This is a genomic window from Vibrio sp. J2-3(2022) (assembly GCF_021725735.1).
Classification (GTDB): domain Bacteria; phylum Pseudomonadota; class Gammaproteobacteria; order Enterobacterales; family Vibrionaceae; genus Vibrio; species Vibrio diabolicus.
This window is the reverse complement of the sequence record NZ_JAKKCK010000003.1, coordinates 406990-433620: the sequence shown is the minus strand read 5'-3', so window position 1 is coordinate 433620 and position 26631 is coordinate 406990. Positions and strand designations below refer to the sequence as shown.

At 46.3% G+C, this 26631-nt stretch carries 21 protein-coding genes; 7 read left to right on the top strand and 14 right to left on the bottom strand.

Features of this window, described 5'->3' with window-relative positions; all coding sequences use genetic code 11:
- Nucleotides 1–25: 25 nt before the first annotated feature.
- Nucleotides 26–2347 carry a Tex family protein gene (locus L3V27_RS14455; RefSeq protein ID WP_237312141.1) on the bottom strand — a complete coding sequence of 774 codons (2322 nt, stop codon included), beginning with the start codon at nt 2345–2347 and terminating at the stop codon, nt 26–28.
- A gap of 229 nt (nt 2348–2576) precedes the next feature.
- Between L3V27_RS14455 and L3V27_RS14450 the strand changes: the two genes are divergently transcribed.
- From L3V27_RS14450 to envZ, 5 genes are all read left to right on the top strand, one after another.
- On the top strand, nt 2577–4457 hold the full coding sequence (locus L3V27_RS14450; protein WP_104971142.1) for a RimK/LysX family protein: 1881 nt from the start codon (nt 2577–2579) through the stop codon (nt 4455–4457).
- Between the two features lie 117 nt (nt 4458–4574).
- Nucleotides 4575–5066, top strand: a complete 492-nt coding sequence (greB, locus tag L3V27_RS14445) for a transcription elongation factor GreB (RefSeq protein WP_005394962.1) — start codon at nt 4575–4577, stop codon at nt 5064–5066.
- A 105-nt stretch (nt 5067–5171) separates the two neighbouring features.
- Entirely contained in the window at nt 5172–5567 is a 396-nt protein-coding gene (locus L3V27_RS14440) for a DUF1090 domain-containing protein (RefSeq protein ID WP_005394961.1), read from the top strand.
- 129 nt (nt 5568–5696) lie between these two features.
- Complete coding sequence (gene ompR / locus L3V27_RS14435) at nt 5697–6416, top strand: two-component system response regulator OmpR (protein ID WP_005394960.1); 720 nt, start codon at nt 5697–5699, stop codon at nt 6414–6416.
- A 102-nt stretch (nt 6417–6518) separates the two neighbouring features.
- Nucleotides 6519–7811: a two-component system sensor histidine kinase EnvZ gene (gene envZ, locus L3V27_RS14430; protein ID WP_047009400.1), complete on the top strand. Its 1293-nt coding sequence runs from the start codon at nt 6519–6521 to the stop codon at nt 7809–7811.
- A 73-nt stretch (nt 7812–7884) separates the two neighbouring features.
- Here the strand turns inward: envZ and L3V27_RS14425 are convergent, their stop codons facing one another.
- From L3V27_RS14425 to L3V27_RS14365, 13 genes are all read right to left on the bottom strand, one after another.
- A complete protein-coding gene (locus tag L3V27_RS14425) occupies nt 7885–9273 on the bottom strand; it encodes a nucleobase:cation symporter-2 family protein (RefSeq protein WP_237312140.1) in 1389 nt (462 codons plus the stop codon).
- 234 nt (nt 9274–9507) lie between these two features.
- A complete protein-coding gene (gene recG, locus L3V27_RS14420) occupies nt 9508–11589 on the bottom strand; it encodes an ATP-dependent DNA helicase RecG (RefSeq protein WP_237312139.1) in 2082 nt (693 codons plus the stop codon).
- Nucleotides 11590–11842: 253 nt separating this feature from the next.
- Nucleotides 11843–12526: a tRNA (guanosine(18)-2'-O)-methyltransferase TrmH gene (gene trmH, locus L3V27_RS14415; RefSeq protein ID WP_237312138.1), complete on the bottom strand. Its 684-nt coding sequence runs from the start codon at nt 12524–12526 to the stop codon at nt 11843–11845.
- A gap of 52 nt (nt 12527–12578) precedes the next feature.
- Complete coding sequence (gene spoT, locus L3V27_RS14410; protein WP_005394948.1) at nt 12579–14699, bottom strand: bifunctional GTP diphosphokinase/guanosine-3',5'-bis pyrophosphate 3'-pyrophosphohydrolase; 2121 nt, start codon at nt 14697–14699, stop codon at nt 12579–12581.
- 39 nt (nt 14700–14738) lie between these two features.
- Nucleotides 14739–15011: a DNA-directed RNA polymerase subunit omega gene (rpoZ, locus tag L3V27_RS14405; protein WP_005379346.1), complete on the bottom strand. Its 273-nt coding sequence runs from the start codon at nt 15009–15011 to the stop codon at nt 14739–14741.
- A gap of 181 nt (nt 15012–15192) precedes the next feature.
- A complete protein-coding gene (gene gmk / locus L3V27_RS14400) occupies nt 15193–15816 on the bottom strand; it encodes a guanylate kinase (protein WP_005379347.1) in 624 nt (207 codons plus the stop codon).
- 285 nt (nt 15817–16101) lie between these two features.
- Entirely contained in the window at nt 16102–17325 is a 1224-nt protein-coding gene (locus L3V27_RS14395; RefSeq protein ID WP_047009404.1) for a hypothetical protein, read from the bottom strand.
- Between the two features lie 9 nt (nt 17326–17334).
- Nucleotides 17335–17967 (bottom strand): energy transducer TonB, encoded by a 633-nt coding sequence (locus tag L3V27_RS14390; RefSeq protein WP_006741809.1) that lies wholly within the window; start codon nt 17965–17967, stop codon nt 17335–17337.
- A gap of 4 nt (nt 17968–17971) precedes the next feature.
- Nucleotides 17972–18379 (bottom strand): biopolymer transporter ExbD, encoded by a 408-nt coding sequence (locus tag L3V27_RS14385; RefSeq protein ID WP_005379359.1) that lies wholly within the window; start codon nt 18377–18379, stop codon nt 17972–17974.
- 25 nt (nt 18380–18404) lie between these two features.
- Nucleotides 18405–18932 (bottom strand): MotA/TolQ/ExbB proton channel family protein, encoded by a 528-nt coding sequence (locus L3V27_RS14380; protein WP_005379363.1) that lies wholly within the window; start codon nt 18930–18932, stop codon nt 18405–18407.
- Nucleotides 18933–18941: 9 nt separating this feature from the next.
- Nucleotides 18942–20303: a MotA/TolQ/ExbB proton channel family protein gene (locus tag L3V27_RS14375; RefSeq protein WP_005394940.1), complete on the bottom strand. Its 1362-nt coding sequence runs from the start codon at nt 20301–20303 to the stop codon at nt 18942–18944.
- 3 nt (nt 20304–20306) lie between these two features.
- Nucleotides 20307–21071: a DUF3450 domain-containing protein gene (locus tag L3V27_RS14370; RefSeq protein ID WP_104971145.1), complete on the bottom strand. Its 765-nt coding sequence runs from the start codon at nt 21069–21071 to the stop codon at nt 20307–20309.
- 65 nt (nt 21072–21136) lie between these two features.
- Entirely contained in the window at nt 21137–23737 is a 2601-nt protein-coding gene (locus L3V27_RS14365; RefSeq protein WP_048624621.1) for a TonB-dependent receptor, read from the bottom strand.
- Nucleotides 23738–24557: 820 nt separating this feature from the next.
- On the opposite strand from L3V27_RS14365, the gene L3V27_RS14360 reads away from it, so the two are divergent.
- Nucleotides 24558–25583, top strand: coding sequence for an ABC transporter permease subunit (locus tag L3V27_RS14360; protein ID WP_005394935.1), 1026 nt, complete (start codon nt 24558–24560; stop codon nt 25581–25583).
- Between the two features lies 1 nt (nt 25584).
- Nucleotides 25585–26628 carry an ABC transporter permease subunit gene (locus L3V27_RS14355; RefSeq protein ID WP_006741815.1) on the top strand — a complete coding sequence of 348 codons (1044 nt, stop codon included), beginning with the start codon at nt 25585–25587 and terminating at the stop codon, nt 26626–26628.
- Nucleotides 26629–26631 lie beyond the last annotated feature (3 nt).

The window sequence follows — 26631 nt, the reverse complement described above, 5'->3', positions numbered from 1 at the left end:
TCGTTAGCGGTGAGCCTAGGCGAGATTACTTTTTCGCTTTAGCAAACGCCGCCGCAAAAGCACCGCCCATTGCACTGTTCGATGAAGACTCATCGCGGCGAGGCTGACGACGTTGTGCTTGGTCATTACGACGTGGCGCGGCTGATGAGCGTTGGCTACGGTTATCTTGACCCGGCTCGTCGTTCAAACGCATCGATAGACCAATACGCTTACGCTGTACGTCCACTTCCATCACTTTTACCTTGACGATGTCACCTGCTTTCACGACTTCACGTGGATCAGAAACATAGCGGTCAGTCAGCGCAGAAATGTGGACCAGACCATCTTGGTGAACACCGATATCGACGAAGGCACCAAAGTTGGCTACGTTCGAGACCACGCCTTCTAGTATCATACCCGGTTCTAGATCAGAAACTGAATTTACGCCTTCTGCAAACGTAGCGGTCTTGAATTCAGGACGTGGGTCACGACCCGGTTTATCCAGTTCTTTGATGATATCGGTAACCGTTGGGACGCCAAAGTGTTCATCGGTATAATCCACAGCGTGTAAGCCTTTAAGGAATGCTGAGTCACCAATCAGTGCCTTGATGTCTTTGCTGTTTTTCTCAGCAATTGCTTTGACTACTGGGTATGCTTCCGGGTGGACTGCTGAAGCATCAAGTGGGTTCTTGCCGTCCATAATACGTAGGAAGCCAGCACACTGTTCGAACGCTTTAGGACCCAAGCGAGGTACTTTCTTCAACGTCGTACGTGCTTCGAAGCGGCCATTTTCGTCGCGGAAGTCGACAATGTTCTGCGCGATGGTGCTTGATAAGCCTGCTACGCGCGTTAATAGTGCGGCAGAAGCCGTGTTCACATCAACGCCAACCGCGTTTACACAGTCTTCCACAATCGCATCTAGGCGTTTTGCCAACATAGATTGGCTTACATCGTGCTGGTATTGACCCACACCGATCGATTTCGGATCGATTTTCACGAGCTCAGCCAATGGATCTTGCAAACGACGCGCAATCGACACTGCACCACGCAGTGATACGTCCATATTCGGGAACTCTTTCGCTGCGAGTTCAGAGGCCGAGTACACCGATGCGCCTGCTTCGCTGACGATGATTTTCTGAACTTTTAGGTTGCCGCGTTTGATTACGTCTGCGACAAAGCTATCGGTTTCACGAGAAGCCGTGCCGTTACCAATCGCAATTAAATCCACGTTGTACTGACGCACTAACTGGTCAACGATTTGCGCTGATTTGTCGTATTGTTTTTGCGGAGGGTGAGGGTAGATGGTTTCCGTAGCCAGAACTTTACCCGTTGAATCGACAACCGCGATTTTTGAACCGGTACGCAGACCAGGATCGAGACCAAGTGTTGCACGAGGGCCTGCCGGCGCCGCCATCAACAAATCTTTTAGGTTGGTCGCAAATACTTCAATCGCTTCAATTTCAGCACGTTCTTTCATTGTGCCCATTAGCTCGGTTTCCATGTGCATCGATACTTTGATGCGCCATGCCCAGCTGATCACTTGTTTGCGCCATGCATCTGCTGGTGCGCTACTTAACGTCACACCATAATGGTCGGCAATGATGGTTTCACAGTAAGATTGGCGAGCACCTTCTTCCTGCTCTGGGTCAGCGTTCATGGCTAAAGTCAGGAAGCCTTCATTGCGGCCGCGCAACATCGCAAGTGCACGGTGAGAAGGGACTTTGCTCAGCGGTTCGTTGTGATTGAAGTAATCTTTGAACTTCTCACCTTCTTGCTCTTTTTCTTCAACGACTCGTGAGACAAGTTCCGCATTACGATTTAAGTGGTTACGGATTTTTTCCAGTAAGTTTGCGTCTTCAGCAATGCGTTCCATGATGATCGCACGGGCACCGTCTAGGGCGGCTTTGGTATCTGTGATGCCTTTGTCGGCATCAAGATATTTACTTGCTTCGCTTTCTGGCTCGGTTTGCGGATGATTCCACAGCATGTCAGCTAGCGGTTCTAGGCCGGCTTCAATGGCGATTTGGCCTTTAGTGCGGCGTTTAGGTTTGTAAGGTAAGTAAAGGTCTTCAAGACGAGTCTTGCTATCGGCTTGAATAATTTCTTGCTCAAGCTCAGGCGTCAGTTTGCCTTGCTCTTGGATCGATTTGAGAATGGTTTGACGGCGGTCATCCATTTCACGAAGGTAAGACAGACGGCTGTCCAGAGTACGCAGTTGGGTATCATCAAGGCCACCCGTCACCTCTTTGCGGTAACGTGCAATAAAAGGGACGGTGTTACCGTCATCAATTAGGGTGACAGCGGCGTTGACTTGCTCAGGGCGAACATTCAGTTCTTGAGCAATCATACGACAGATAGCTTGGCTCATCCGTGTTTTCTCTTTCAATTCGGTTTGGGTTGTATAGAACATTGGGGTCGTTCGAAGAATTTGCAATGTTTTAAATTAACGAGACAAAAATTTACCGGGCGCTGGTGGACATCAGTCAGATTTGTGTCAAAACTGTAATTAAATTGAGAACTTATATCCGCAACTATCGACTAACCTATATCCACGGTTATTGATATAACTAAATGTACCTCGGCTTATACGGATAATCATGATGAAAAAAATGTCTTTGGCGTTAGCGCTTACGAGTGCCTTACTTGTCGCCCCGCTTAGTTGGGCACAATCCATATCAGCAACCACACAAGACCCTGTATATCAGCTTGATGACAAGTTGGTGCTTGGACGAGTGGAGAGCGTTTACTACAGTGATATTCCAGAGCTAAAAGCGGTACCATTTATTGGCAAGATTGATACTGGTGCTGACACCACGTCTATGCATGCAGAGAACATCCATGTCAGTAGCTCTCATCCTGACTACCAGAACTTGAAAGACAACGAGTTGTTGTGGGCGATTGTCGATGATTTAGGTGGGACGAAGGCGAAGTGGGATGCCGATACTTTTAAACCATATCAAGTGAAGGTGAGCTTTACGGTTCCTCATCCTTACACAGGAAAAGAAATACAGATTACCGATGATCTGGAGCGAGTGAGCGCCATTCGTAGTCGAACAAGCAAAAAGCCTATTTTACGCCCGACGATAAAAATGCCGATGACGATTGCAGGCCATACCGTTGATACAGAAGTGAATCTGACCAAGCGCACGCAATTCTCTTCTCCTATCTTGATTGGTAAAACCTATCTCGATAACAATGCGTGGGTATTCGCTGGCTACGACTATCTTCAAGAGCAACCAAGCGCAAAAATGATCGGCAAAAAAGAGACGGTGGAAGTCGAGGGCGTGCCATACAAGATCAGCATATCAACCACCAGCCGCTACACCAACGTTCACGCACTGGATATCAAGGTTGATAAAAAGAACAATGCAGTTTCTTTCACGCTAGAAGGTGAAAACGGCAAGCGCCACCCAATGACGTTACCTTTGGTACGCATGCTGAAAACCACCAAGAGCGAGCGTCCGTTGGTCTACTTACCAGTGAAAATCGACGAAAACGAAACTCAACGTTGGTTAGTCTATTTGCGTGACCGCAGTAAGTTCAGTTCACAAATTCGCTTGGGTCAGGATGTCGCGAGCCAACACTTTGTGATTGATACCGACAGAGAAAACCTATTGGGCGGTGTTGAAAAAACGTTCAAGAGCGCACTCAAGTCAAAGCCCCTCGTGATTTCACCGGAAGAACAAGTCACCATTGATGGTTATACCGTTCCTGCTTACCCCACGTTTACGGTGAAAACGCCATTATTGCGTGTAAATGGCTTTGAAGTAACAGAAAAAGGTAAGGATGAATCCGTCACGTTTTATTTAATGAACGATGAGGGCAAAGAAGAAAAAATTACCAAGCCTGTGGTGAAAAAACTCAAAGTGGGTAGCACTGTGCGTCCCGTTGTTGATGGCGATTTCCTTTTCGGTAGCAAAGAGACATCAATGGAATTTGCACTCGATGTGCTAGATGAAGACGAGACGCAACCATTTTTCGTTTTTGGTCATGACATCGCCAAAGGCGGTGTGCTGCTGAACACTCGCGCCGACCATTTACTAGATGCAAGACCGCTTTTCAAAGCTGGTCATATCGAAGTGGCTGAAGTGGAAGGGATGTCTTTCCCTGTCAAATTGGACACTGGTGCTGACGTGAGCTCGATTAATGCCAAGGACATCAAGCGCTTTCAAAAAGACGGTAAAGATATGGTGAGTTTTACTTATGAAAACGATCTAGGCATGACCAAGGCGTTTACCCGTGAGGTGGTGGATGTCATGCGTATAACGGCCAAAAAAGGAGAAAAGGCCAATGAACGGCCTGTAGTAGAAATGCACGTTAAGCTTGGCGAGTTAGAGAAGAAGATCCGAGTCAATTTGCAAGACCGAGGTCGCTTCCATTACAGCATGATTTTAGGTAAAAACTTCCTAAAACATGGCGCGGTTGTTTCGAGTGATACGAATTACATCGTGACGCAAAAACCAGATTACGAAAAGTAGCACTCTGGCCGCCTTATTATCTTGATACCCAAAGCCCGAACGAAGCCAGTGCTTTGGGTATATCATCTCCTTAATGCTGCTCAAGAGCGGCATTTTTTAGTTGAGATAGGAGTTAACTTGAAAACTAAGCTGATTACCCGTGAAGGTTATAACAAACTCAAACAAGAGCATGATTACCTTTGGAATGAAAAGCGTCCTGAAATCACCAAAATTGTCACTTGGGCGGCGAGCCTGGGCGATCGCTCAGAAAATGCGGATTACACCTTCAACAAACGTCTGCTTCGTCAGATCGATCGTCGTGTTCGATTTCTTCGCAAGTTTCTGCCTGAAGTCACGATCGTTGACTATTCTCCGCAGCAAGAAGGCAAAGTCTTTTTTGGTGCTTGGGTTGAAATAGAAAATGAGGCTGGAGAGGTGAAGAAGTTCCGCATAGTTGGGCCTGAAGAGATTTATGGAGATGCGAAAGACTACATCTCTATCGATTCACCTATGGCGCGAGCGATGTTGAAAAAGCAAGTGGATGAAGAATTCACGGTACGCACCCCAGAAGGTGAAAAAGAGTGGTTCATTAACTCGATTGAATACAACAAACCAGCCTTGGAAGACTGAGGCTTTATCACTGATTCAAGTCTCTTGAAGTTCACTGGAAGTGACTTGAGTCTCAACGTCAGTTTATTGGATACAAAGGCATGGTGCCTTTATCGGAGAAGTAAAATGAACAAAGCAGTCATGTGTAGCGCTGCACTAACAATAGGATTCTCACTCTCAGTTTTTGCTCAAGATGAAGTGAAAGGCTGTGACGCCAAAGAGTTAGCGGTAGAACAGCAGCTTGAGTATGCGAAAGCACAAGGTAATGAACATCGAATTAAAGGCTTAGAACAGGCACTTACCGCTATCCAGAATGAATGTTCGGAAGGTGAACTGCGTCAAGAACTGCAAGCGGAAGTGGACGAAAAGGCGCGAGACGTTGAGGAGCGTGAGCAAGAACTAGCGGAAGCGCAGCGCTCAGGGAAAGCAGACAAAATCGAGAAAAAACGTCACAAATTGGCAGAAGCACAACAAGAATTACTTGAGGCCAAACGTGAACTGGAATGGAATTATGGCCAATAGTAGGTGCTGAAAATACCTGCTAGAGAGAAAATAAAGCGCTTAAGATAAAAAGAGTAACAATTTGCTTGAGCACGTTAGGAAAAACAGTGATACATTTTCGACAATAGATGCTTCTGAAAGGATGTTTCAATGCAAGAAAATCATAAAATTTTAGTGGTTGATGACGATGCTCGTTTACGTGCTCTATTGGAGCGTTACCTTTCTGAGCAAGGTTTTCAGGTCCGAAGTGTCGCCAATGGCGAACAGATGGATCGCCTACTAACGCGCGAAAACTTTCACTTAATGGTGCTGGACCTAATGTTGCCAGGTGAAGACGGTTTGTCGATTTGTCGTCGCCTACGCCATGCAAACAACATGCTGCCAATCTTAATGCTCACCGCGAAAGGTGATGAAGTGGACCGCATTGTGGGTCTGGAAGTGGGGGCGGATGATTATTTGCCAAAACCATTTAACCCACGTGAATTACTCGCTCGTATTAAAGCCGTACTACGCCGTCAAACCGTAGAGTTGCCGGGCGCGCCAAGCACCGAAGAAAAAGTAGTGGAGTTTGGTGAGTTCCGACTCAATCTAGGCACTCGCGAGATGTTCCGCGGTGACGAGGCAATGCCACTGACCTCAGGAGAGTTTGCTGTCCTGAAAGCGCTCGTGACGAATGCGCGAGAGCCGATGTCACGAGACAAATTGATGAACATGGCACGTGGCCGTGAATATTCTGCGATGGAACGTTCTATTGACGTGCAAATCTCACGTTTGCGTCGCATGTTAGAAGACGATCCAAGCAAGCCACGCTACATTCAAACCGTGTGGGGGTTAGGTTACGTTTTCGTCCCAGACGGCAAAGAGGTGTAATCTCCTCACTCCATAGCCAGCACTTGGCTATAGCAACTTCAGCCTTCAAGTCCTTCCCTTCGAAGGCTGAAATTTCGCGATTAGGACCACCAGGAACGTTCCATGCGCATCCGAAGTTCACTGACACAATCTATTCTGCTGTTCATCTCTTTGCTTCTCGCTAGCCAAGTTTTCTCTTACTACGCCGTTTTTAACTACGCGTTGATGCCGAGTTTGCAGCAGTTCAATAAAATTCTCGCCCATGAGCTCAATTTGGTGCTTGATGATGAAGGGCCATTAAAATCTGATGCACCGCTGAGACGTCAATTATTAGAAAGGCTGGGGGTGACGGTTCACAGCCTTGACAGCGATAAAGCGGTTGAATTTCATCACGCGATGTCGATTGATTTGATGTCTGAAGAAATGAGCCAAGAGCTAGGTTCGCCGACCGAAGTGCGCTTATTGCTTGGTGATGAAAGTTACATCTTGTGGATGCACATCGAAAAGTTGCCGAACTCCATCATTCGTATTCCTTTATCTGAGCTGCAAGAAGAAGATTTTGCACCGCTGTTTCGTAACAGCTTGATTATGGCGCTGCTGATCATTGCTGGTGGTTGGTTGTTTATTCGCTTACAAAACCGCCCACTTTTGGCTTTAGAGAGAGCCGCGAAAGACGTCGGTCGGGGTGAAATCCCGCCACCGTTGGCAGAAAAAGGCGCATCGGAGATTCGCTCTGTAACCCGAGCGTTTAATCAAATGTCCAAAGGCATTCAGGAGCTCGAAGAAGATCGCGCCCTATTAATGGCGGGGATTAGCCATGACTTGCGAACACCGCTGACGCGCATTCGCTTAGCGACAGAAATGATGTCTCCCGAGGACAGCTACCTTGCTGAAGGGATCATTAGCGATACGGAAGAGTGTAATGAGATCATTAGTCAGTTTATGGACTACCTCAAACCGGTGAACAAAGAATCGTTTGAACCTGTGGATATCAGTACGATTGCCAGTGATGTCGCCAGTTCGGAAGGTGGTTATGAGGCTGAAATTGAAACGGATCTTAATCCTAACCTGCCACCAGCCAAAGGAAGCGCCATTGCGATTAAACGGGCGATCAGTAATTTAGTTGTCAATGCACTGCGTTACGGCAATGGCTGGGTCAAAATCAGTACCGGTGTGACGGCAGATAAGCAGCTAGTGTGGATATCGGTAGAAGACAACGGACCGGGTATCGAGCATTCTCAAATCGCAAAATTATTTGAACCCTTTACGCGTGGTGATACAGCTCGCGGCAGTGAAGGTACAGGGCTTGGGCTGGCGATAGTGAAGCGCATAATCAGCCAGCACTCAGGCTCTGTGGTGATGCGCAATCGCAGTGAAGGCGGTTTAATCGCTCAAATCAGCTTTCCTACCAAGTAAGTCGGTGACTGTACCATTTAAAACAAAAAGCCCAACCTAAACAGGTTGGGCTTTGCTTTTCTCTACAATCTTATTAAGACTCTTTCACTTCTTGAGGAAGTTCATCTTCGTCTTCCAGTTTCTCTGGCAGAAGTAGGTTTAAAATGATCGCTGTGATACCACCTGCAGCAACGCCAGTGGAGAAAATACTCTTAATAAATTCTGGCATGAATTGCAGAATCTCTGGTTTTTGCGCGATACCAAGCCCCATTGAGAAGGATAAGGCCATGATCAGAATTGCGCGGCGATCGAGCTCAACACGAGAGATAATACGCACACCAGCGGCAGCAATCGTACCAAACATGACAATCGTTGCGCCGCCAAGTACTGGCTCAGGAATCAGCCGAACAAAGCTAGCGACACCAGGAAACAAGCCAAGAATCACTAACATGCCAGAAATAAAGTAACCCACGTAACGGCTCGCAACCCCTGTTAGCATGATGATGCCGTTATTCTGGCTAAAGGTGGAGTTCGGGAAACTGTTAAACACGGCTGCGATTGCAGAGTTTAAGCCGTCTGCTAGTACACCCCCCTTAATGCGTTTCATGTACACTGGGCCTTTGACTGGCTCGCCAGACACTTCGGATGTGGCGGTAATATCGCCGATGGCTTCTAGTGCGGTAATAAAGAAAATCAACACCAGCGGAATGAACAGAGACCAGTCAAACGATAAGCCATATTGCATTGGTACCGGTAGTGCTACAAGCTCGGTTGTGCCTAGCTGAGAAGTATCTACCATCCCCATAAAATACGCCATGATGTAGCCTACTAGCATCGCAATCACAATCGAAGCCACACGGATGTATGGGTTTTTAGAGCGGTTTAATATCACAATTAAGCCAAGTACCGTTCCTGCGAGCGCAAGTTTGTCTAAGCTGCCGAATGTGCCTTCATTTAATGCTGCGTAGCCACCGCCCATTGATACTAAGCCGACCTGAATCAGTGTGAGACCGATAAGAGTGACGACAATGCCTGAAACGAGCGGAGTGATAATGCGACGAGCATGCTCTAATACGCGAGATAGGAAAATTTCTGCAAATGATGCGACTAAAATCGTACCAAAAATGGCTGCCATCATGGTGCTGATGTCTGCACCACCAGCTTTCAGCGATAGGCCTGCACCAATAATAGGGCCTAAAAAGTTAAAGCTGGTGCCTTGAACAGAGAGTAAACCAGAGCCAATTGGGCCAAAGGTGCGAATTTGAATAAACGAAGACACGCCTGACGCAAATAAAGACATGCTGATGATGGTATTCGTTTGGTCTGCTGGTACACCCAAAGACTGACAGATGATCAGTGACGGAGTGATAACCGCGACGAACATCGCCAATAAGTGCTGAAGTGCGGCAAAAATGGTTTGAGGCAAAGGTGGTCGATCATTGAGTTGATAAACCAGTTCCGAAGATCGGTTTGAAGTTGTCATTGTTTGTCTCGCTAGTCGCAATATATTCCCAGATCTCGCTGAATGGGAGAGCAGGGTGGAGTTGACGTCGTTACCTGTGATTGCTGTTAATCAGAGTCAACTCAGGTTGGTGGAGTGTGATTCAACACACTTAAAAAATTTGTGCGCGATTATAGAGAGATTTAGCTAAAAAGCAAACGATTGCTTTGTTTTTTAGCGTATTAAAAAACGAGCCATTTGGCTCGCTTTTAATCACTATGCTTTGGAGTAAATATCCCGCTCACCTAACCAGCGATCAATAATTGCTGTTGCGTGAGTCGGGTAATTGTCATGAATATGACGCGCAATGCGCTGAACTTCGGGAATCAGACGTTGATCTCGAACTAAGTCTGCGATTTTGAAATCAGCAAGACCAGTCTGTTTTGTACCCAATAGTTCGCCCGGGCCACGAATTTCTAAGTCTTTCTGTGCGATGACGAAGCCATCGTTACTTTCACGTAGTACTCCCAGACGTTTTTGCGCGGTTTTCGACAGTGGAGAGTGGTACAGCAGCACACAATGGCTAGCAACGGAGCCTCGGCCCACACGACCTCTTAGCTGGTGTAATTGTGCCAAACCAAGACGTTCGGGGTTTTCGATGATCATCAAGCTAGAGTTTGGCACATCCACGCCAACTTCAATCACCGTCGTTGCGACCAGCAAATGTAGTTTATTGTCTTTGAAATCTTGCATCACCGCTTGTTTCTCTGCCGGCTTCATTCGGCCGTGTACTAGACCAATTTTTACGTCCGGTAGCTTACGTTGAAGCTCTTCAGCGATATCTGCCGCGGCTTGCGCTTCTAATACTTCCGACTCATCAATCAGAGTACACACCCAATATGCCTGCTTGCCTTCGTTTAAGCAGGCATTTCGGACACGCTCGACGATGTCGTCACGTTTTGTGTCAGGAATGGCAACGGTTTGAATCGGCGTTCGACCCGGTGGCAGTTCGTCAATCACGGAAGTTTCCAGATCGGCGTAAGCGGTCATCGCTAAGGTGCGAGGAATAGGCGTTGCCGTCATGATCAACTGATGAGGATAAGCGCCTTGCTTTGCACCTTTTTCACGCAATTCTAATCGCTGATGGACACCGAAGCGGTGCTGTTCATCAATGATGACCAAAGCAAGGTGATGAAATTCAACGTGCTCTTGGAATAGCGCGTGAGTACCCACTACCATTTGTGCTTCACCACTGGCAATGCGAGCCAGCTCGGCTTCCTTTGCCTTACCTTTGAGTTTGCCCGCTAACCAACCGACTTGAATGTCCATTGTTTCAAACCAGTTGGCGAAGTTGATCGCGTGTTGCTCAGCCAATAGTTCGGTTGGTGCCATGAGTGCCACCTGATAGCCGTGCTCAATGGCACGAACGGCGGCCAGAGCGGCAACCAACGTCTTCCCCGATCCCACATCACCTTGCACTAGGCGCATCATTGGGTGGGGTTTTTCTAAATCGGTTTCAATCTCTTGTACTACTCGGGTTTGAGCGTTCGTAGGAGAGAAAGGCAGTTGGGCTAAAAGCTGCGTTTTTAGTTTATTGCAAGGACCGAGAGGTAACGCTGAATCCTTCTGGCCTTTGCTACGCACCGCCAGCATCGATAAGTTTTGTGCGAGCAACTCTTCCATGATCAAGCGGATTTGAGCAGGATGTTTGCCTTCGTCAAACTCATCTAAATTAATGGTTGGTGGTGGGCGGTGAATGGTGTGCAGCGCTTGCGACATCGTGATTTGATGGTTATACAGCCCGGCTGGAAGTAATTCCTGCACTGCGGTTTTATCAAGCAGGGCTAAAGCTTGTTCGGTAAGGTTGCGCAATGTGATTTGGCGTAAACCATCTGTAGTGGGATAAACAGGGGTTAAGTTCTGTTCTACATCGGGCTTTTGATCGCTGACGTAAAACTTGTAGTCAGGATGAACAATTTCCAAGCCCATGCCACCGCGCTTAATTTCACCGTAAGCATGTACTAACTTACCTTGTGTGAAATTGTTCTTCATGGCCGCGGTAAAGTTGAAAAAGCGCAGCGTGATAGTGCCATTACCGTCGCTGATTTTTACCGTTAGCATTTTGCGCTTACCGAAGATGGTGTCGACTGCCATGACCTTACCTTGCACGGCCGCCCAAAGGCCAGCATGCAGTTTGGCAATAGGGTAAATACGAGTACGATCTTCGTAGCGCAGTGGAAGATGAAACAGCAAATCTTGAACGCTATGTAAGCCAACTTTGGCGAGTTTTTCTGCGACTTTCGCGCCAACTCCAGAAAGGGAGGTTAACGGGACGGCAGATAACATTTGGGCGGACATAGAGGGCTCAAGAAAATGGTTAACATAGCAGTATGTTAACCATGGAGCTGTGTTTTTGTACAGGAAAAAATAGTCATGCTTTAGTTAGTGTCATGATTTGACTGATAACCTATCATTCCGAGGAGCTTTAGCGACATCAGGAGTCTATTTCCAACAAGTATGTCGTTGAAGTTAACACTATCAGCATCAGCACTTTCGGGAATTAGATCCTAAATCACACTCCTTCGTCGCTGTTCAGGATGACGAAAGTCTGTTACTTGCTTTGCATCTCTTGCCACCACGCGTTATCGGCGATGATTTGGCCTTCGTCATCGAGTGGCGGGTAAGCGAGTCCTTTTCGTTTCGCGACTTTTGCCAGCACCGGGTGGCCACGTTCAAAGAGAATACGGTTGATTGCCTCTTTAGGTAGAGCGCTTTCTTCTCGGTCGTACATGCCTGCGGCTTCACGTTGACGTTGCGCTTCATACAAAATTACGGCACTAGCAACCGATACGTTTAGTGACTGCACCATGCCTACCATCGGGATAATTATGTCTTGATCGGCAAGTTGTTTGGCTTGCTCTGAAGCGCCAACTTTTTCGCTGCCTAAAATGATTGCCGTTGGTTTGGTATAGTCGATTTCGCGAAAGTCGACGGCGGTGTCCGAAAGGTTGGTCACCAAAACCTGCATACCTTGCGTTTTAAGTTCGGTAATCGCAGTTTCAATCGAATCGTGAGTATCCACTTCAACCCAGTTCCGCGCGCCAGCTGATGTATGGCTCAGCGTACGCATTTTGTCAGGCCAAATGGCATGAACTTTGTGTAAACCTGTCGCGTCAGCGGTACGGATCACGGCAGAGACGTTGTTTGGCTTATGTACTTCTTCGAGACAAAGTGTCAGATCAGTTTGGCGAGTTTTTAGGACTTGGTGAATGCGGTTGTAACGTTCTAGGTTCATATTTATTGAGGTATAAAAAATCGCCACCTAACAGGGTAGGTGGCGATAGAGGTTAGTTCTTTCTGCGTCTGACTCGGGTTGCTTGAGGCATTGCCTTAATCTTACGCATGATACCAGCAAGGTGGACGCGATCTTTCGTCGTCAACAGCACAGTCACAGTGTACAAACGACCATCACGTTCTTCCGTTGAAAGACCATGAATGTTTGACCCTGTTTTCGAGATCACGTTGGTCAGTTCTGCAAGAGCACCTTGGTTGTTCAGCATGTCGACTTTAAGTTCAGCAATAAACTCTTTGTCGTAGTCGTCAGACCAAGCGACAGCCATATAACGGTCTGGCTCTTTCTGATAACCACGAACGTTCGGACATGTTTCTCGGTGAACAACCAAACCACGACCAGGCGATACGTGAGCAATAATGTGATCATCTGGGATAGGATGACAACAATTTGCAAACGTCAGCAATAAGCCTTCTGCGCCACGAATCGGAAGCTTCTTCTTCGAGTCCGTTGGGATTGAGCTTGTTGTCGTGAGCTCTTCGGTATCACCAAGGAGACGACGTGCAATCACAATACTCATCAACTCACCCAATCCAATAGCAGCCAATAAATCATCGATGCTTTCTAGGCGAAGATCATTCAAGACTTCTTGGATATTTTCTGGATAGATTGAATCAATCGAGTGGCGGCCAAGTGCGTGATTAAGTAGGCGACGACCTAAAGTAATCGACTCTTCACGACGCATCGTTTTCAGTACTTGACGAATCTTAGTGCGGGCACGAGAAGTCACGACATAGTTTAGCCATGCCGCATTCGGACGCGCACCTGGGGCACTGATAATTTCCACCGTCTGACCGTTTTTCAATGCCTTACTCAATGGGTAAGGGTTACGATCAACACGAGCACCAACACAAGAGTTGCCTACATCGGTATGTACGGCATAGGCAAAGTCGACAGCCGTTGCGCCTAAAGGCAATTCAACGATACGACCTTTTGGTGTGAAGACGTAAATCTCATCTGGGAAAAGATCGGATTTTACGTTTTCAATGAATTCGAATGAGTTACCCGCGCTTTGTTGTAGCTCTAACAGGCTTTGCATCCAACGCTGAGCTTTCACTTGCGCAGTGGTGCCAGACTTGTCGCCTTTGTCTTTGTAAGACCAGTGTGCCGCGACACCTTTGTCCGCCATTTGATCCATATCTTCAGTACGGATCTGAACTTCAACAGGTACGCCATGTGGGCCAACCATGGAAGTGTGTAGCGATTGGTAGCCGTTCGCCTTTGGTACCGCGATGTAATCTTTCATGCGACCAGGACGTGGCTTATACAAGCTGTGTACTTGGCCTAAAACGCGATAACAAGTATCAGCGGTATCAACAACGACTCGGAACGCATAGATATCCATGATGGTGTGAAAGCGCTGTTCTTTGGTTTTCATCTTGTTATAGATAGAGAACAGGTTTTTCTCACGACCAACGACGCGAGCATTCAAGCCGAAATCTTGCAGACGGCCTTCTATTTCGCTGTGGATGCGTTGGATCATCTCTTTACGATTGCCGCGTGCCGCTTTTACCACTTCTTTTAGTACGCGGTAGCGGTTGGGATATAGCGCTTCAAAGCCCAGCTCTTCGAGTTCGGTTTTGATATTGTGAATACCAAGACGATGAGCGAGTGGCGCGTAAATCTCTAACGTTTCACGAGCAATACGACGCTTTTTATCTGGTCGAAGCGCGCCAAGCGTACGCATGTTGTGCGTGCGGTCAGCCAGTTTGATCAGAATGACGCGGATATCTTGCACCATGGCCAGAACCATCTTACGAAAGTTCTCAGCCTGAGCCTCTTTCCTATCGCGGAATTTGAGTTTGTCCAGTTTAGATACACCATCAACCAATTCTGCGACAGTGTTGCCGAATTTCTCTTCGAGATCTTCTTTAGTTACATCACAGTCTTCAATGACGTCATGCAGCAAAGCAGCTTGGAGGGTTTCGATATCAAGGCGCATTTCGGCCAAGATACGAGCCACAGCGACAGGGTGGATGATGTATGGTTCACCGCTAGAGCGGGTTTGCCCTTCATGGGCATCTCTCGCTACCACATAAGATTGACGCAGAGCCTCAATCTGAGGCTCTGTTAGGTATTCTTGGGCAACGTCTTTGAGGCTATCGAATAGATACAAATTATAGGCCCGGGAGGTTGTTGAATTCTAAAGTCAGAATTAACGGTTGTGAGCGATGCTGCTTACTGCCGCTAGCTCTGCCGCTTCTTGCTCTTGCTGTTCTTGACGTTCACGAGCGTCTAGAACTTCTTTAGTAATTAAACCTTCTTCGATTTCGCGTAGAGCGATAACCGTTGGCTTATCGTTCTCTTCTGGCACTAGTGCATCTTTACCGCCAGTTTGCATTTGACGAGCGCGGCGAGCCGCAATCAGTACTAGGTCGAAACGGTTGCCAACTTTTTCAACAGCGTCTTGAACAGTTACGCGTGCCATGAGGACTCCAAATAGTTAACTAAAATTTTAGAATGACGAGAAAGTATACAACCTAACTACTTTATTTACTAGCAATTAGACAAGCCACCGTTTGTGGACTTTCTCAGGTAGTTTATTGTGTTTTTCGCACTGAGCAAAAAACGAGAAATTCTTTATGTTTTACAGCGTGACTTTTTTGAAGTTACTCTGCTAACAACGCGTCAAGCATACCTTTATATTTAGCAGCTTGCTTTTCTTCCTTCAATCTCTCTGCACGCAAGATGGCTTTAAAGTCCATCAAAGCGGTATCAAAATCGTCGTTTACGATCACGTAGTCGTATTCGTTGTAATGAGAGATTTCTGACTTGGCTTCAGCCATACGTTTTGCGATCACTTCATCGCTATCTTGACCACGAGTGTTCAAGCGACGCTCTAGCTCACCGTTTGATGGTGGCAGGATGAAGATGCTTTTGGCTTCAGGCATTTGCTCACGGATTTGACGTGCGCCTTGCCAGTCGATATCTAGAAAAACGTCGATACCTTTATTTAGCGTTTCTTCAATCCACACACGAGAGGTGCCGTAATAATTACCAAACACTTCAGCGTATTCTAGGAAATCACCTTTAGCGATCAGGGCTTCAAACTCATCTTTCGCTACAAAATGGTAGTGGACACCATTTTCTTCACCAGGTCGCATGTTACGCGTGGTATGAGACACAGACACTTTCATTGCGTAGGTTGGATTGCGTTCCAACATCGCTGAGATCAAGCTAGATTTACCTGCGCCGCTAGGTGCAGATACGATATAGAGAGTACCTTTGCCCATTGTACTGTTCCACTTTTGATTGGATTGATTGAGTGCCGAAGGAAAGTCCGACATTCTTTTAACGATAGCACTGGCAATGATAAATCAACCACCAAAGGGATGGATATTGGTGATAATCCCGCCAGAAAAATGGAGGCGAAGAGTATCATGATCTCTATTTTGTTACCAGTTGATCTTTTCGTCTTACTTAAATGTTGAAAAGAGCTCGCGTGCGCACAAACAAACGAAAAAAGGGGAAGCTTTCACTTCCCCAGGCGTGCGACTGACTCACACTTAATCTTCAAATTATCCTTGGGATTCTAGGAAATTTATCCAAGGGCTAACGGTAGATCTAAATTTTGGCGATTGAGCCGCGCCTTTCATTGCCTGTAAGGCCTTTTGTGGCTGCTTAAGCTCGAAATAGGCCATTCCGCGAATGTATTCAAGTTCTGCCTTTTGCTCTTTAGAGGCATTCGATGCTGCGTTTTCTACAAAGCGAGTCGCTTCAGAATACTGCTTGTCTTGTACCATTAAGCGAGCAATCTGAATTTGCGTTTTAGCAGAAGGAGCGATGTTATATGACTTTTTATAAGCGAGAATCGATTTATCTAGCTCTTTAGCTTGCTGCCAGAAGCTGGCCAAGCGATCATAGTTTTCCTTCGTCTTTTCAATGTTTCCAGATGCCATCTCCTTCTCAAGAGTTTTGGCCGCTTTATATGGAATACCTTGGTAAGCTAAGAAGTTTACAAAACGTAAGTACTCTTTCTCTCCTTCCAGTTTCCCCATTTTGTAAACCATTTCTAAGGTTGCTAAAGAGTTTTGCTCTTGACCCAACTCCATATAAACGCCAGAAAGTTGCATCCAGTAACGCTTTTTCTGAGGGTACTTTGAAGTAAGGGTTTTAAGCACACTGGCAACGCTTTTCAGCTGGCCTAACTCGTAGTGAGAGGCAACGAGAATTAAGTACCAAGACTCACTTGGGCTCTTGCTCATCGCAATTGCTTTTTTGGTTGGTGGGATTGCATTTCTGTAATCTTCCAACTGGACATAAGCGCTTGCTAACGTGATATAAGCATGAGCTTGAGGCTTCTCTTTGGTTGTTTCTGCAACTTTGAACCATTCCTTCATCGTTTTCACAGACAACGTGTACTTCTCTTCAGCTAGGTAAAGTTGAGCCAAGCTGTAGCGAACTTGTTGAGCGACTGGAACGGGAAGCGCATCGAGCTTTAATGCTTCGGCAAAGTATTTCGCGGCTTGCACATAATTGTCTTGTAGCGAATACAAAAAGCCCGTTTGCTGAAGTAAAACTGCTCGGTCGTATTTTTTCGAACTTGTGCTTTCTAAAGCGCTTGCTAGTTTTTCTTTCGCCGCTGAATATTTTTCAGTTGCGATCAACTCTTGCACTTTGTTGACGGTTCGAAATGTCCGATCTGATAACTGAGGAGCTTCTTTTGCCATCGTAGGAGCGGCAAATGCCACTCCTGCGAAGAGAATTAAAGAAGCCACTTTGCTTTTCCATAAACTTTTCATCGTGACTCCTTAATTGGTTGAGAACTCTATTTCTTGCGATAGGCGCGAGCTAACAGGTTTCCCGTCAACCAATTTTGGTTTAAATGTCCATTTAGAGACTGTTTTTCTTGCCGCTCGACCGAGGCCTAAGCGTCGTGGTTGCTCTTTAAGAACTTTGATGTCCTCTACGGCACCACGTGCATTTACAGTAAACTCTAGTAAGACAACCCCTTTTTCAATTCCTGCTTTCGCAGCCTTTCTAGGCATTTGAGGCTGGAATGTTGCAAGAGGGGTCGGACCTCCGCTACCCGCTAATTGTGCACCTCCACCCTGGCTATAATGTCCAAGCACCGAGCCACCTGTAACATTTACGGGTAGGTCAAGTTTTGGCATATCCATTGGGGTCTGCTCCATCACCGGTTTTACTGTCGCTGTCACTTTCATTTCTGGCGGCGGCGGCGGACGCTTAGGTGGTGGTGGTTTTGGAAGTTCGCGTTTTTTCTCCTGTATTTTTTCTTCTGGTTTAATGCGAATAAACTCGACCATACGTAGGTCATCATTCGACACTAACTCGTGGCGCTCTTTGTTTACTAGCTTGTCCATCCCCCAGAACAACCCGAGGGAGACAATGAGCGCCAGTGCAATTGAGGCCAGATACCGCATAAGCTTAATCCTTATTGGTTGCGGCAATGGAGATGCTTTCTACACCTGCCATTTTGATCTGGTCCATAACCTTCACGACTACGCCAGCATTTGCTTCAGTGTCGGCTTGGATAACAACTGCGCCATCAGGACTTTCTGCACGAAGACGTTCAATATTCGCGCGAACCGCGTCCACTTCGATGCGGCGTTTATCAACCCAAACATCACCCGCCGCACCAACTGCGACCATGATGTTACCTTTCTTAACGGTTTGCGCTGAGCTTGCCGTCGGACGGTTTACTTCCAGACCTGCTTCTTTTACGAACGATGTTGTTACGATAAAGAAGATCAACATGATAAATACGATGTCGAGCATCGGTGTCATATCGATAGCGGTTTCATCACTGCTATCACTGCTATAGCGTCTTTTCATGACCTATACCTCTAATTCCATTTACTCAGGCAATATGCTTTAGCTTATCTTCCAGCTTTTGCGTTGTGACTTTGGCTAAATGATCAAGACGTGAACTAAAGAACAGTCCTGATAGAGAAGCCACCATCCCGGCTAAAGTTGGGATTGTTGCCTTTGAGATCCCCGAGGCCATTGCTCGAGGGCTTCCTGTTCCTGTTACCGCTAAGATGTCGAATACTTGGATCATGCCGACAACGGTGCCGAGTAGACCCAGTAGGGGACAAAGTGCAATCAATACTTTCACGATTGGTAGTCCCTTTTTATTCTCAATGTCCTGACGAGAAACGATTTCTTGTCGGATCATCTTAGCGTTCCAACTTTGATGCTCTGAGCGCCCTTGCCATGAGCCAACGGCTTTTTTCATGGCTTTTGGAGCGACGGCAGCAAAATAGAACCAACGTTCTAACAATACTGCCCACAGCATAAAGCTGAGGATGAAGATGGCGACGAGTACATCGCCACCCATTCCCAAGAAGCGCCTAATTGATTCAAGTTCTCCAACTAACCACCACATAACGCCTCCTTAGCTTTCGGCTTTATGCAGTTTTTCCTGATAGCGAGCGATGAAGCCTGCACTCTGTTCTTCAAGAGTTTGAACCAAACGACGACCTTTGCTGTGTACGATGGTGTAAAGGAACAGCAATGGAATTGCGACAACCAGACCTAGCATAGTGGTAACAAGAGCTTCAGAAATACCGCCAGCCATCAGTTTAGGATCGCCGGTACCGAACAGAGTAATGGCTTGGAATGTGCCGATCATACCCATTACCGTACCCAGTAGACCAAGTAGAGGAGCTACAGAAGCAAAAAGCTTGATTGAGCTGATGAAGCGCTCAATGCTTGGAGCATTACGTAGAATGATTTCGTCCAGCTTCGCTTCCAGATCTTCAAGGTTGTCACCTTTGTGCTCTTGGTAAGCTTGGATAACTTCACCCAATGGGTTACCAGGAATCACGGTTTCTGATTTCGCTTGCTTACGCATTTTGCCGCCAATCACTTGAAGACGTAGGAAGCAAATTAGAGCAATGATAGCGCCAACTGCACCCATACCTAGAATGACGTAGCCTACGATGCCACCTTGATCAATACGTTCTTGAACGGTAGGACTTTGCACAAGTAGAGACAAAATGACACCACGGGATGGGTCAATAAACAGTGGTTCATAGCTGTTTGACGCTGATTCAAAGCCTGCAACATGACGTGTAATATTGGTGCGAGGCTGTCGAGAGAGTTCTTCGAACTTACCTGTTTGAGGTACATAAGTGACGTACTTACCATCGGCAATCGCGTTAAATTCACCGACAAGAGTGACATCGCGAACCGCTTCTTTACCTTCGCCATAAACAACCGTTGCTTGGGTTGTTGCTGTCTCGCCAGAAGCAACCACTTGTTGAAGAATGGTATGCCAGAAAGCTTCTAGCTCTTGTGTTGACGGTAGTTCTTTACTTTCAGCCAGTTTCGTTAGTAGAGCGTCACGCTCTGGGAACTGAACAGCGTTTTGAGAGGCTGCAAATAAGCCCTTAAACTCGCCCGCATACTGGCGGACCACACCAAACATTTCGCCCAAAGTACCAGAGCGAACACGTAGGGTTTCTGTTAGTTCAGTTAGCTGCTTATCGTTTTCATCAAATGTTGCTTTAAGTTGATCGCCCAGTGCTTGCTGCGCAGCTAACTCTTCGCGAGCTTGTTGCAATAATGCCGCTTGCTTATCGCGATTGTTCTTGAACTCAGCTTCACGGGCTTTGTTCTCTTTCGACTCAACGATGCTTTCTGATTTTACGTTTTTAAGTAGTTCAGATAAGTTTTTAGGCGCTTCTGCTTGTACGCCAGAAACCATAAATAAGCTCGCTAGTAGGCCAGCGGCTAGAGTTTTGAATCCTTTCATCTCTTATTCCTCCCCAGCAAATACAGGCAGTTTGATTAGCGCTGGTGGCGCTTGCTTCTTCGCGATACGAAGGCCTTGCTGTACCGCGATACGGTAGCTTTCCGGTAATGTTTCCCACTGACGTGTTTGTTGGTTCCACATACCTGTCTCACCACCGTCTGGAGATTGGAATAGAAGTGCTGTGCGACCAATACGTAGGAAATCGTAAGTCACGGTTTCACCATTTCGGTCTAGGCTCGCTTTGTAAGATTCGATTGAGCGAGAGAAGCCTTCTTCAATTTGGTACGCTTCCATCACTTTACGGAATTTTTCTGAAGTTGTTACGTCGGCGCGATCCATGAGACGACGCAGTTCTTGAACTCGCTTATTACGCTCTTTTTTCTGGAAAGGCAGATCGAGAGTCACAAATTCGTCGAGTGCATCGATCATTTTTAATGTAAGTGGCACCACTTCTGTTGCCGTTTGATCGATTTGAGCAATTTGGTTATTTAATGAGTCCAATTCGCCTTGCTGCGATTGAACCATACGGTTAATTTGCTCGTTGTAGACTTTCATACTGTCGATTTGACGAAGTAAGCCTTTGTATTCTGCCAACATGCCTTCAGTGCTTTCGGCATAGTTGTCGATTTTTTGTTGCGAAGCTTCTGAAGATTGATTTGCTTTTGCTTGTGTGGAAACGACAGCACCAGAGTTGGCCGCTACAGAGCTACTACTGATAGTAAGCAATGCTGCAGCTATGGCACTGAGACCAAATTCCTTGAATTTCATGGTTGCATCCTTGTCAGTGTTTTAGTCAGTCGAAAAGGGCGCGGAAAACCCGCGCCAAATATTTTTTAGAAGTCGTATGATGCCTCGATGTAAAGCTGACGGCCGATTGGATCGTCATATCCAGTTGCATAGAATGGAGAGGTATCATTTAGAGGATCGGCAGGCGGTACCTTGTCAAACATGTTGATAGCACCAAGAGTTACACGACCACTCTCGTTGAATTGGTAAGAAGCCGTTAGGTTCCATGTTGTCATGCTCGCGATTTCTGCTTTGTAACCAGCTTTCTTAGCAGAGTCACAGTCATCAAAGTAGTAACGGTTCGCATAGCTTGAACACATACGGTCGCGGTATTTACCAAATAGGTTGATAGCGACATCTTCGTATGCCCAGCCAAGGTTTAACGTTGCGGTGTATTCAGGCATGAAATCTCTTTCATCTGTTACTGGCTCACTGTCGTTTTCTTGATATTCAGCAATCAAGATCTTAGTTACAGCTACGCGCGTATTGAATGAACCGAACTCATTAGTGTCGTAAGCATATTTCACAGCAAGGTCAACACCAGAACGCTCTTCATATGACTGGTTGACTGGGCCGTAAGATACGGACTTGATTGTACCGTCTGTATTACGAACTACTTCTGTGCCTGGGTATTTACCTGGATCGTTAATTACGTCTTGGTAAGTTGGTGCTGTTACGACGTCTTCCATCTTGATGTGGTACCAGTCAACGGTTACGCCAAGGTCATCCACAGGTTCCCAAGCTAGACCCAAGTTAATGTTTGTACTTGTTTCTTCTTTCAGCTCAGAGTTAGGGCCGTTAAGCGTATCGAAGTATTGAGTATCACACTCTGGGTACTTATCTTTATCTTGTGGGCCGCTACCACCAGCGTTGGCACAAAGCACAGGGTCAAAACCAGAGCCAAAGCCTCGAGTTTGATCGCCAAATAGTCGTTTCAAGTCTGGAGCTCGGAAACCTAGACCGTAGCTACCACGAAGCAATAGAGTGTCAGTAGGACGGTATGCTAGTGCTACTTTAGGAGTGAAGGCTCCGCCAGTTGCCGAGTCGTCGAAGTAGTGGTCATAACGACCAGCGACAGTCATTTCCAAATCTTCAATGATAGGAATTAGGGCTTCGACACCAAGACCAATCTGATCACGGTCACCGCCACCTGATGTTCCGCCTAGACCAGAGAAACCACCAGCCGCTGTTGTCGCATCAATCGTTTCGTTGTAGTCAGTACGGTTCCATTCACCATAAACAGCAAAGCCAGACATACCAGCAGGCAGTTCAACCAAATCACCAGCCAGTGAGCCGTTAACAGAGTAAAGCTTTGAGTAGGCTTCTTTGCTTGATGTGCCGCTGTATTTGTTTACGACGTCTTGAGAGATAGGCCCTAGAAGATCGACATCGCCATTTTGTACGGCTTGATCAAGAGTTAGGAAGATTGCTGGGTTGCTTGTTTCAACGCTTTGCTCAGAGTAACCAGCTGATAGGTCCCAATCATACGCATCAGCAAGCAGGCCGTTCAAGCCTAAGGTTAAGCCAAAAGAATCGGCTTCAGTGTTACTTTCGCGTGGGCCAAATTCGACCATACGGCGAGTGTATTCACCTTCGCCGCGGAAGTGAGTGGCATCAACTTCTACGCTGTAAGGGTTAGGTTCGAATTCAGATTCTGTAGACTTGTAGCCAAAACGGGCTTCTGCCATGGCAGTGACATTGTCGTTAATGTCCATTTCACCACGTAAAAGCAGGTCTACTTGTTTATTTTCTGGTTTCAACGTTCGGTATGCAGAGCGGTTAACACCACACTTGCCATCCGCTCGTTCAATAGCGGCATCACCAACGACTTCTTTACATGAAGAACCAGCATCAGCTGGTGTTAGAAGTGTTCCGTTTGCGCCTTCAAAGTTTGCACCGTAGCTAGAGTAACCACTTAGCTGAGAACGGCTAGAACCGTCATCGCCAGCCCAATCATCTCGGTCAGATTGCTTAAGCATTTCGTTGCCCGCAAATTGGCCAACGAAGAGAATACGTTTATCGTCAAAATCTTTACCGGCAACAACGTCTAAACGGCCATTTTGGTAGCCACCATCTGTTGCGTCACCCGCACGTACTTTTACAGAAACGCCATCAAAGTCTTTCTTTAAAATGAAGTTTACGACACCGCCGATCGCGTCGGAGCCGTAGATAGCGGAACCTGAATCAGTCATTACTTCAACACGCTCGATAGCGGCAACAGGGATTTGACCAATGTCTTGGAAGTTAGATGTGCCATCTTGAGCCAGTGGGTATTGAGGAAGGCGACGACCATCGATAAGAATCAATGTGCGTGAAGCGCCAAGACCACGTAAGTTGACTGACTGTGCTGCAGGTGTGAATGAGAAAGAGTTCGTTTGAGCCATTACACCACCGGTGTTTTGAGTCAAACTGTTCAACACGTCTTGCGCGCTGTTAAAACCTTTAGATTCAATATCTTTACTATTAATAACAGTAACTGGTGAAGGACCTTCCATATCCGTCGTGGAGATACGCGAACCAGTAACTTTCATCTTTTGAAGTTTTTCAACTTGTTGCTCTTCTGCCAGTGCGGTTGCTGGGGCTACGACTGCTGCTGTCCCTAACGCAAGGCTTATCGCAACAGATAAAGCGGTTGTGTTTTTATACATCCTTGTTGCTCCGATTATTATTATTTCCTATGTCTGGCCGCATAGCGGCCAATTGTGACGTTAATATTTCGTTAACGTTCGGCCAATGTATAACCGAGATGAAAAAAGGAAGTCAAACCAGTGGTAAACGGGGATGCTTAAATGTAAAAAAGATGTAAATAACCAGGGTTGGTTTAAAACGCGGAATAAAAAACTAAATAGCCTTACCAAGGCGACATCAAATTTCAATAAAACACCGTATTTTGTGTTTCTTATAAACTTTAATGACTTATCTTGCCTATGGTTTTTTAGTGGGTAATTGAATCTGAAAAAAGATATTTTTCCAGTGAATTGTTCTGAGATGAGTTTTATATCGAATCCATACTTTGGTGACTCGAACTTATAAGGTGGTATCAAAATATGATACCCATTGCTGTAAAAGGGCTCACTCGTATTTTTAGGTCAAATATACATGTGGTGGATATGTCTATTTATTCCATGTATTTGCATTTTTATGTAGGGTTTTGGCTCTAAACAGCCTAGATTGATATTCTGTGTGAATTATTTTTGTGGTTTTTTATAATTTTTTACAAAAACATTTCTGTTTTTCGACTTCGGAGGAAGTTTGTCATGTTTTGGTTTCAAACACTTGAAGCTGATGTGGATTCAAGATAAATATGACGCTGAAATTATTGCAGTAGTAGAAAAGTCTGGTTCTTGAAACGCAGGGAGTGTGTTTCAACAGTTTTAGTTACTACGAGATAAATATGCACCACTTTGGGCGGGGAACTTCCTCTTTCACTCCGCCTGAACTGGACAGTAGACAAGGAGCAAGTTGTATATGCTGTCGTACTTTTTACGCCGTTTGGCGTTGGTGATACCAACGTTTCTCGGGATAACTATTCTTATCTTTGCTATCACTCGTTTCGTGCCGGGCGGACCTGTTGAACGCATGTTGTCACAAATGCAGTCTCAAGGGGATGGTGCCGCATCAATGACGTCTGCTGGTGGCAATACCGCCCTTTCTGATGATCAAATCGCAGAGCTAAATGCGTTTTACGGTCTGGATAAGCCAGTGACAGAAGCATATGTGGAGTGGCTAAGTCGCTTGGTCGTGCTAGACCTTGGTGAGTCAACGCGTTACTACGAACCTGTCTCTGACATGATTGCAGAGCGCTTACCTGTGTCGTTATTTTATGGCGGCATGACCTTTTTTATCAGTTATTTTATCTCGATCCCTCTTGGTTATTACAAGGCGCTCAAGCACGGCTCTGTGTTTGATTCCGCTTCTTCAATACTCATCTTTGTGGGCTATGCTTTGCCTGGCTATGTGGTGGGTGTATTGCTCATCACGCTATTTAGTTATCACTTGGAATGGTTTCCGATGGGAGGCTTTGTCGGCGATGACTTCGACGATTACGAAACTTTCTTTGAACGCGCCAAGGACATCATGTGGCACGCGGTGTTGCCTTTAATCTGTTACCTCATTGGCGACTTTGCAACACTGACAATGACGATGAAAAACAACCTGATGGAAAACCTTTCTTCAGACTATATCCGTACAGCTATCGCGAAGGGCTTACCTTTCAAAAAGGCGGTTCGTAAGCACGCGTTGCGTAACAGCTTAATCCCAATCGCGAGTCACTTTGGTAACTCTTTGTTGTTCTTCATGACTGGTGCCTTCCTGATTGAAGTTATCTTCAATATTGATGGCATTGGTTTATTGGGTTACGAATCAATCATGGAGCGTGATTACCCTGTTGTTATGGGTATTGTCGCCATTAATGCGCTGTTGCTGCTCATTGGTAACATTATTTCAGATATTTGTGTTGCTTTAGTCGACCCACGTGTGAAGTTTGGAGCGTAACATGATTAAAGTTAGTCCATTAACTCAAAAGAAAATTCGCCACTTTAAAGAGATCAAACGAGGTTATTGGTCGTTTGTCATTCTCTCAATCATGTTGATCCTGTCGCTCTTTGCTGAACTTCTGATTAATAGTAAAGCGCTAGTCGTCAAGTACGATGGTAGCTACTATTTTCCTGTTGTCAGTGATGTCCGTTTAGGCAGTGAATTCGGCCAAGAGTCATCCAGCGAAGCGGATTATCGCGTGCTGCAAAAAGCGTTTGAGGCCGAAGGGGGCGACAACTTTGTTATTTTGCCGCTTGTGCCATGGAACCCATATGAACAAGATTTTAGTGGTGATTTCCCGCCAACAGCACCTAGTGCCGAAAATAAGCATTATTTAGGTACAGATGTGATAGGTCGCGATATTTTGGCGCGACTTGTCTACGGATTCAGAACAGCAATGGGATTTGCTTTGCTCACCATGGCAATTTCCTACGCGATCGGCACGGCTGTCGGTTGTGCTATGGGCTTTTGGGGCGGTAAATTTGACTTGTTTGTGCAGAGACTTATCGAAATCTGGTCAATGGTGCCGTTTTTGTACGTCATTATGATTCTTGTCTCAATCGTTCAGCCGACGTTCGCTCTCTTTGTCGCTATTAACGTGCTTTTCACTTGGATGGGGATGACATGGTACATGCGAACCATGACCTATAAAGAAGCGGCACGAGAATACGTAATGGCGGCACGTGCTCTGGGGGCATCGACGGGACGTATTTTGTTTAATCACATCCTACCGAATACGATGGTAATGATTGTGACATTGGCGCCGTTCACTATTGCAGCAAACATCACTGCGCTGACCGCTTTGGATTATCTAGGTTTAGGTCTGATGCCACCAACGCCAAGTTGGGGGGAACTGCTACAACAAGGTAAGTCAAACTTAGACTCGCCATGGATTGTTGCTTCAGTGGTGACGTCAATTGTACTCGTGTTGGTAATGGTGACCTTTATTGGTGAAGCCATTCGAGCGGCCTTCGACCCGAAAAAATTCACACGCTATGTTTAAGCG

Coding starts and splice junctions, on each gene's coding strand:
- L3V27_RS14455 (WP_237312141.1), bottom strand. CDS start 2,347: ATGAGCCAAGCTATCTGTCGTATGATTGCTCAAGAACTGAATGTTCGC.
- L3V27_RS14450 (WP_104971142.1), top strand. CDS start 2,577: ATGATGAAAAAAATGTCTTTGGCGTTAGCGCTTACGAGTGCCTTACTT.
- L3V27_RS14440 (WP_005394961.1), top strand. CDS start 5,172: ATGAACAAAGCAGTCATGTGTAGCGCTGCACTAACAATAGGATTCTCA.
- ompR (WP_005394960.1), top strand. CDS start 5,697: ATGCAAGAAAATCATAAAATTTTAGTGGTTGATGACGATGCTCGTTTA.
- envZ (WP_047009400.1), top strand. CDS start 6,519: ATGCGCATCCGAAGTTCACTGACACAATCTATTCTGCTGTTCATCTCT.
- L3V27_RS14425 (WP_237312140.1), bottom strand. CDS start 9,273: ATGACAACTTCAAACCGATCTTCGGAACTGGTTTATCAACTCAATGAT.
- recG (WP_237312139.1), bottom strand. CDS start 11,589: ATGTCCGCCCAAATGTTATCTGCCGTCCCGTTAACCTCCCTTTCTGGA.
- trmH (WP_237312138.1), bottom strand. CDS start 12,526: ATGAACCTAGAACGTTACAACCGCATTCACCAAGTCCTAAAAACTCGC.
- rpoZ (WP_005379346.1), bottom strand. CDS start 15,011: ATGGCACGCGTAACTGTTCAAGACGCTGTTGAAAAAGTTGGCAACCGT.
- gmk (WP_005379347.1), bottom strand. CDS start 15,816: ATGGGCAAAGGTACTCTCTATATCGTATCTGCACCTAGCGGCGCAGGT.
- L3V27_RS14395 (WP_047009404.1), bottom strand. CDS start 17,325: ATGAAAAGTTTATGGAAAAGCAAAGTGGCTTCTTTAATTCTCTTCGCA.
- L3V27_RS14390 (WP_006741809.1), bottom strand. CDS start 17,967: ATGCGGTATCTGGCCTCAATTGCACTGGCGCTCATTGTCTCCCTCGGG.
- L3V27_RS14385 (WP_005379359.1), bottom strand. CDS start 18,379: ATGAAAAGACGCTATAGCAGTGATAGCAGTGATGAAACCGCTATCGAT.
- L3V27_RS14380 (WP_005379363.1), bottom strand. CDS start 18,932: ATGTGGTGGTTAGTTGGAGAACTTGAATCAATTAGGCGCTTCTTGGGA.
- L3V27_RS14375 (WP_005394940.1), bottom strand. CDS start 20,303: ATGAAAGGATTCAAAACTCTAGCCGCTGGCCTACTAGCGAGCTTATTT.
- L3V27_RS14370 (WP_104971145.1), bottom strand. CDS start 21,071: ATGAAATTCAAGGAATTTGGTCTCAGTGCCATAGCTGCAGCATTGCTT.
- L3V27_RS14365 (WP_048624621.1), bottom strand. CDS start 23,737: ATGTATAAAAACACAACCGCTTTATCTGTTGCGATAAGCCTTGCGTTA.
- L3V27_RS14360 (WP_005394935.1), top strand. CDS start 24,558: ATGCTGTCGTACTTTTTACGCCGTTTGGCGTTGGTGATACCAACGTTT.
- L3V27_RS14355 (WP_006741815.1), top strand. CDS start 25,585: ATGATTAAAGTTAGTCCATTAACTCAAAAGAAAATTCGCCACTTTAAA.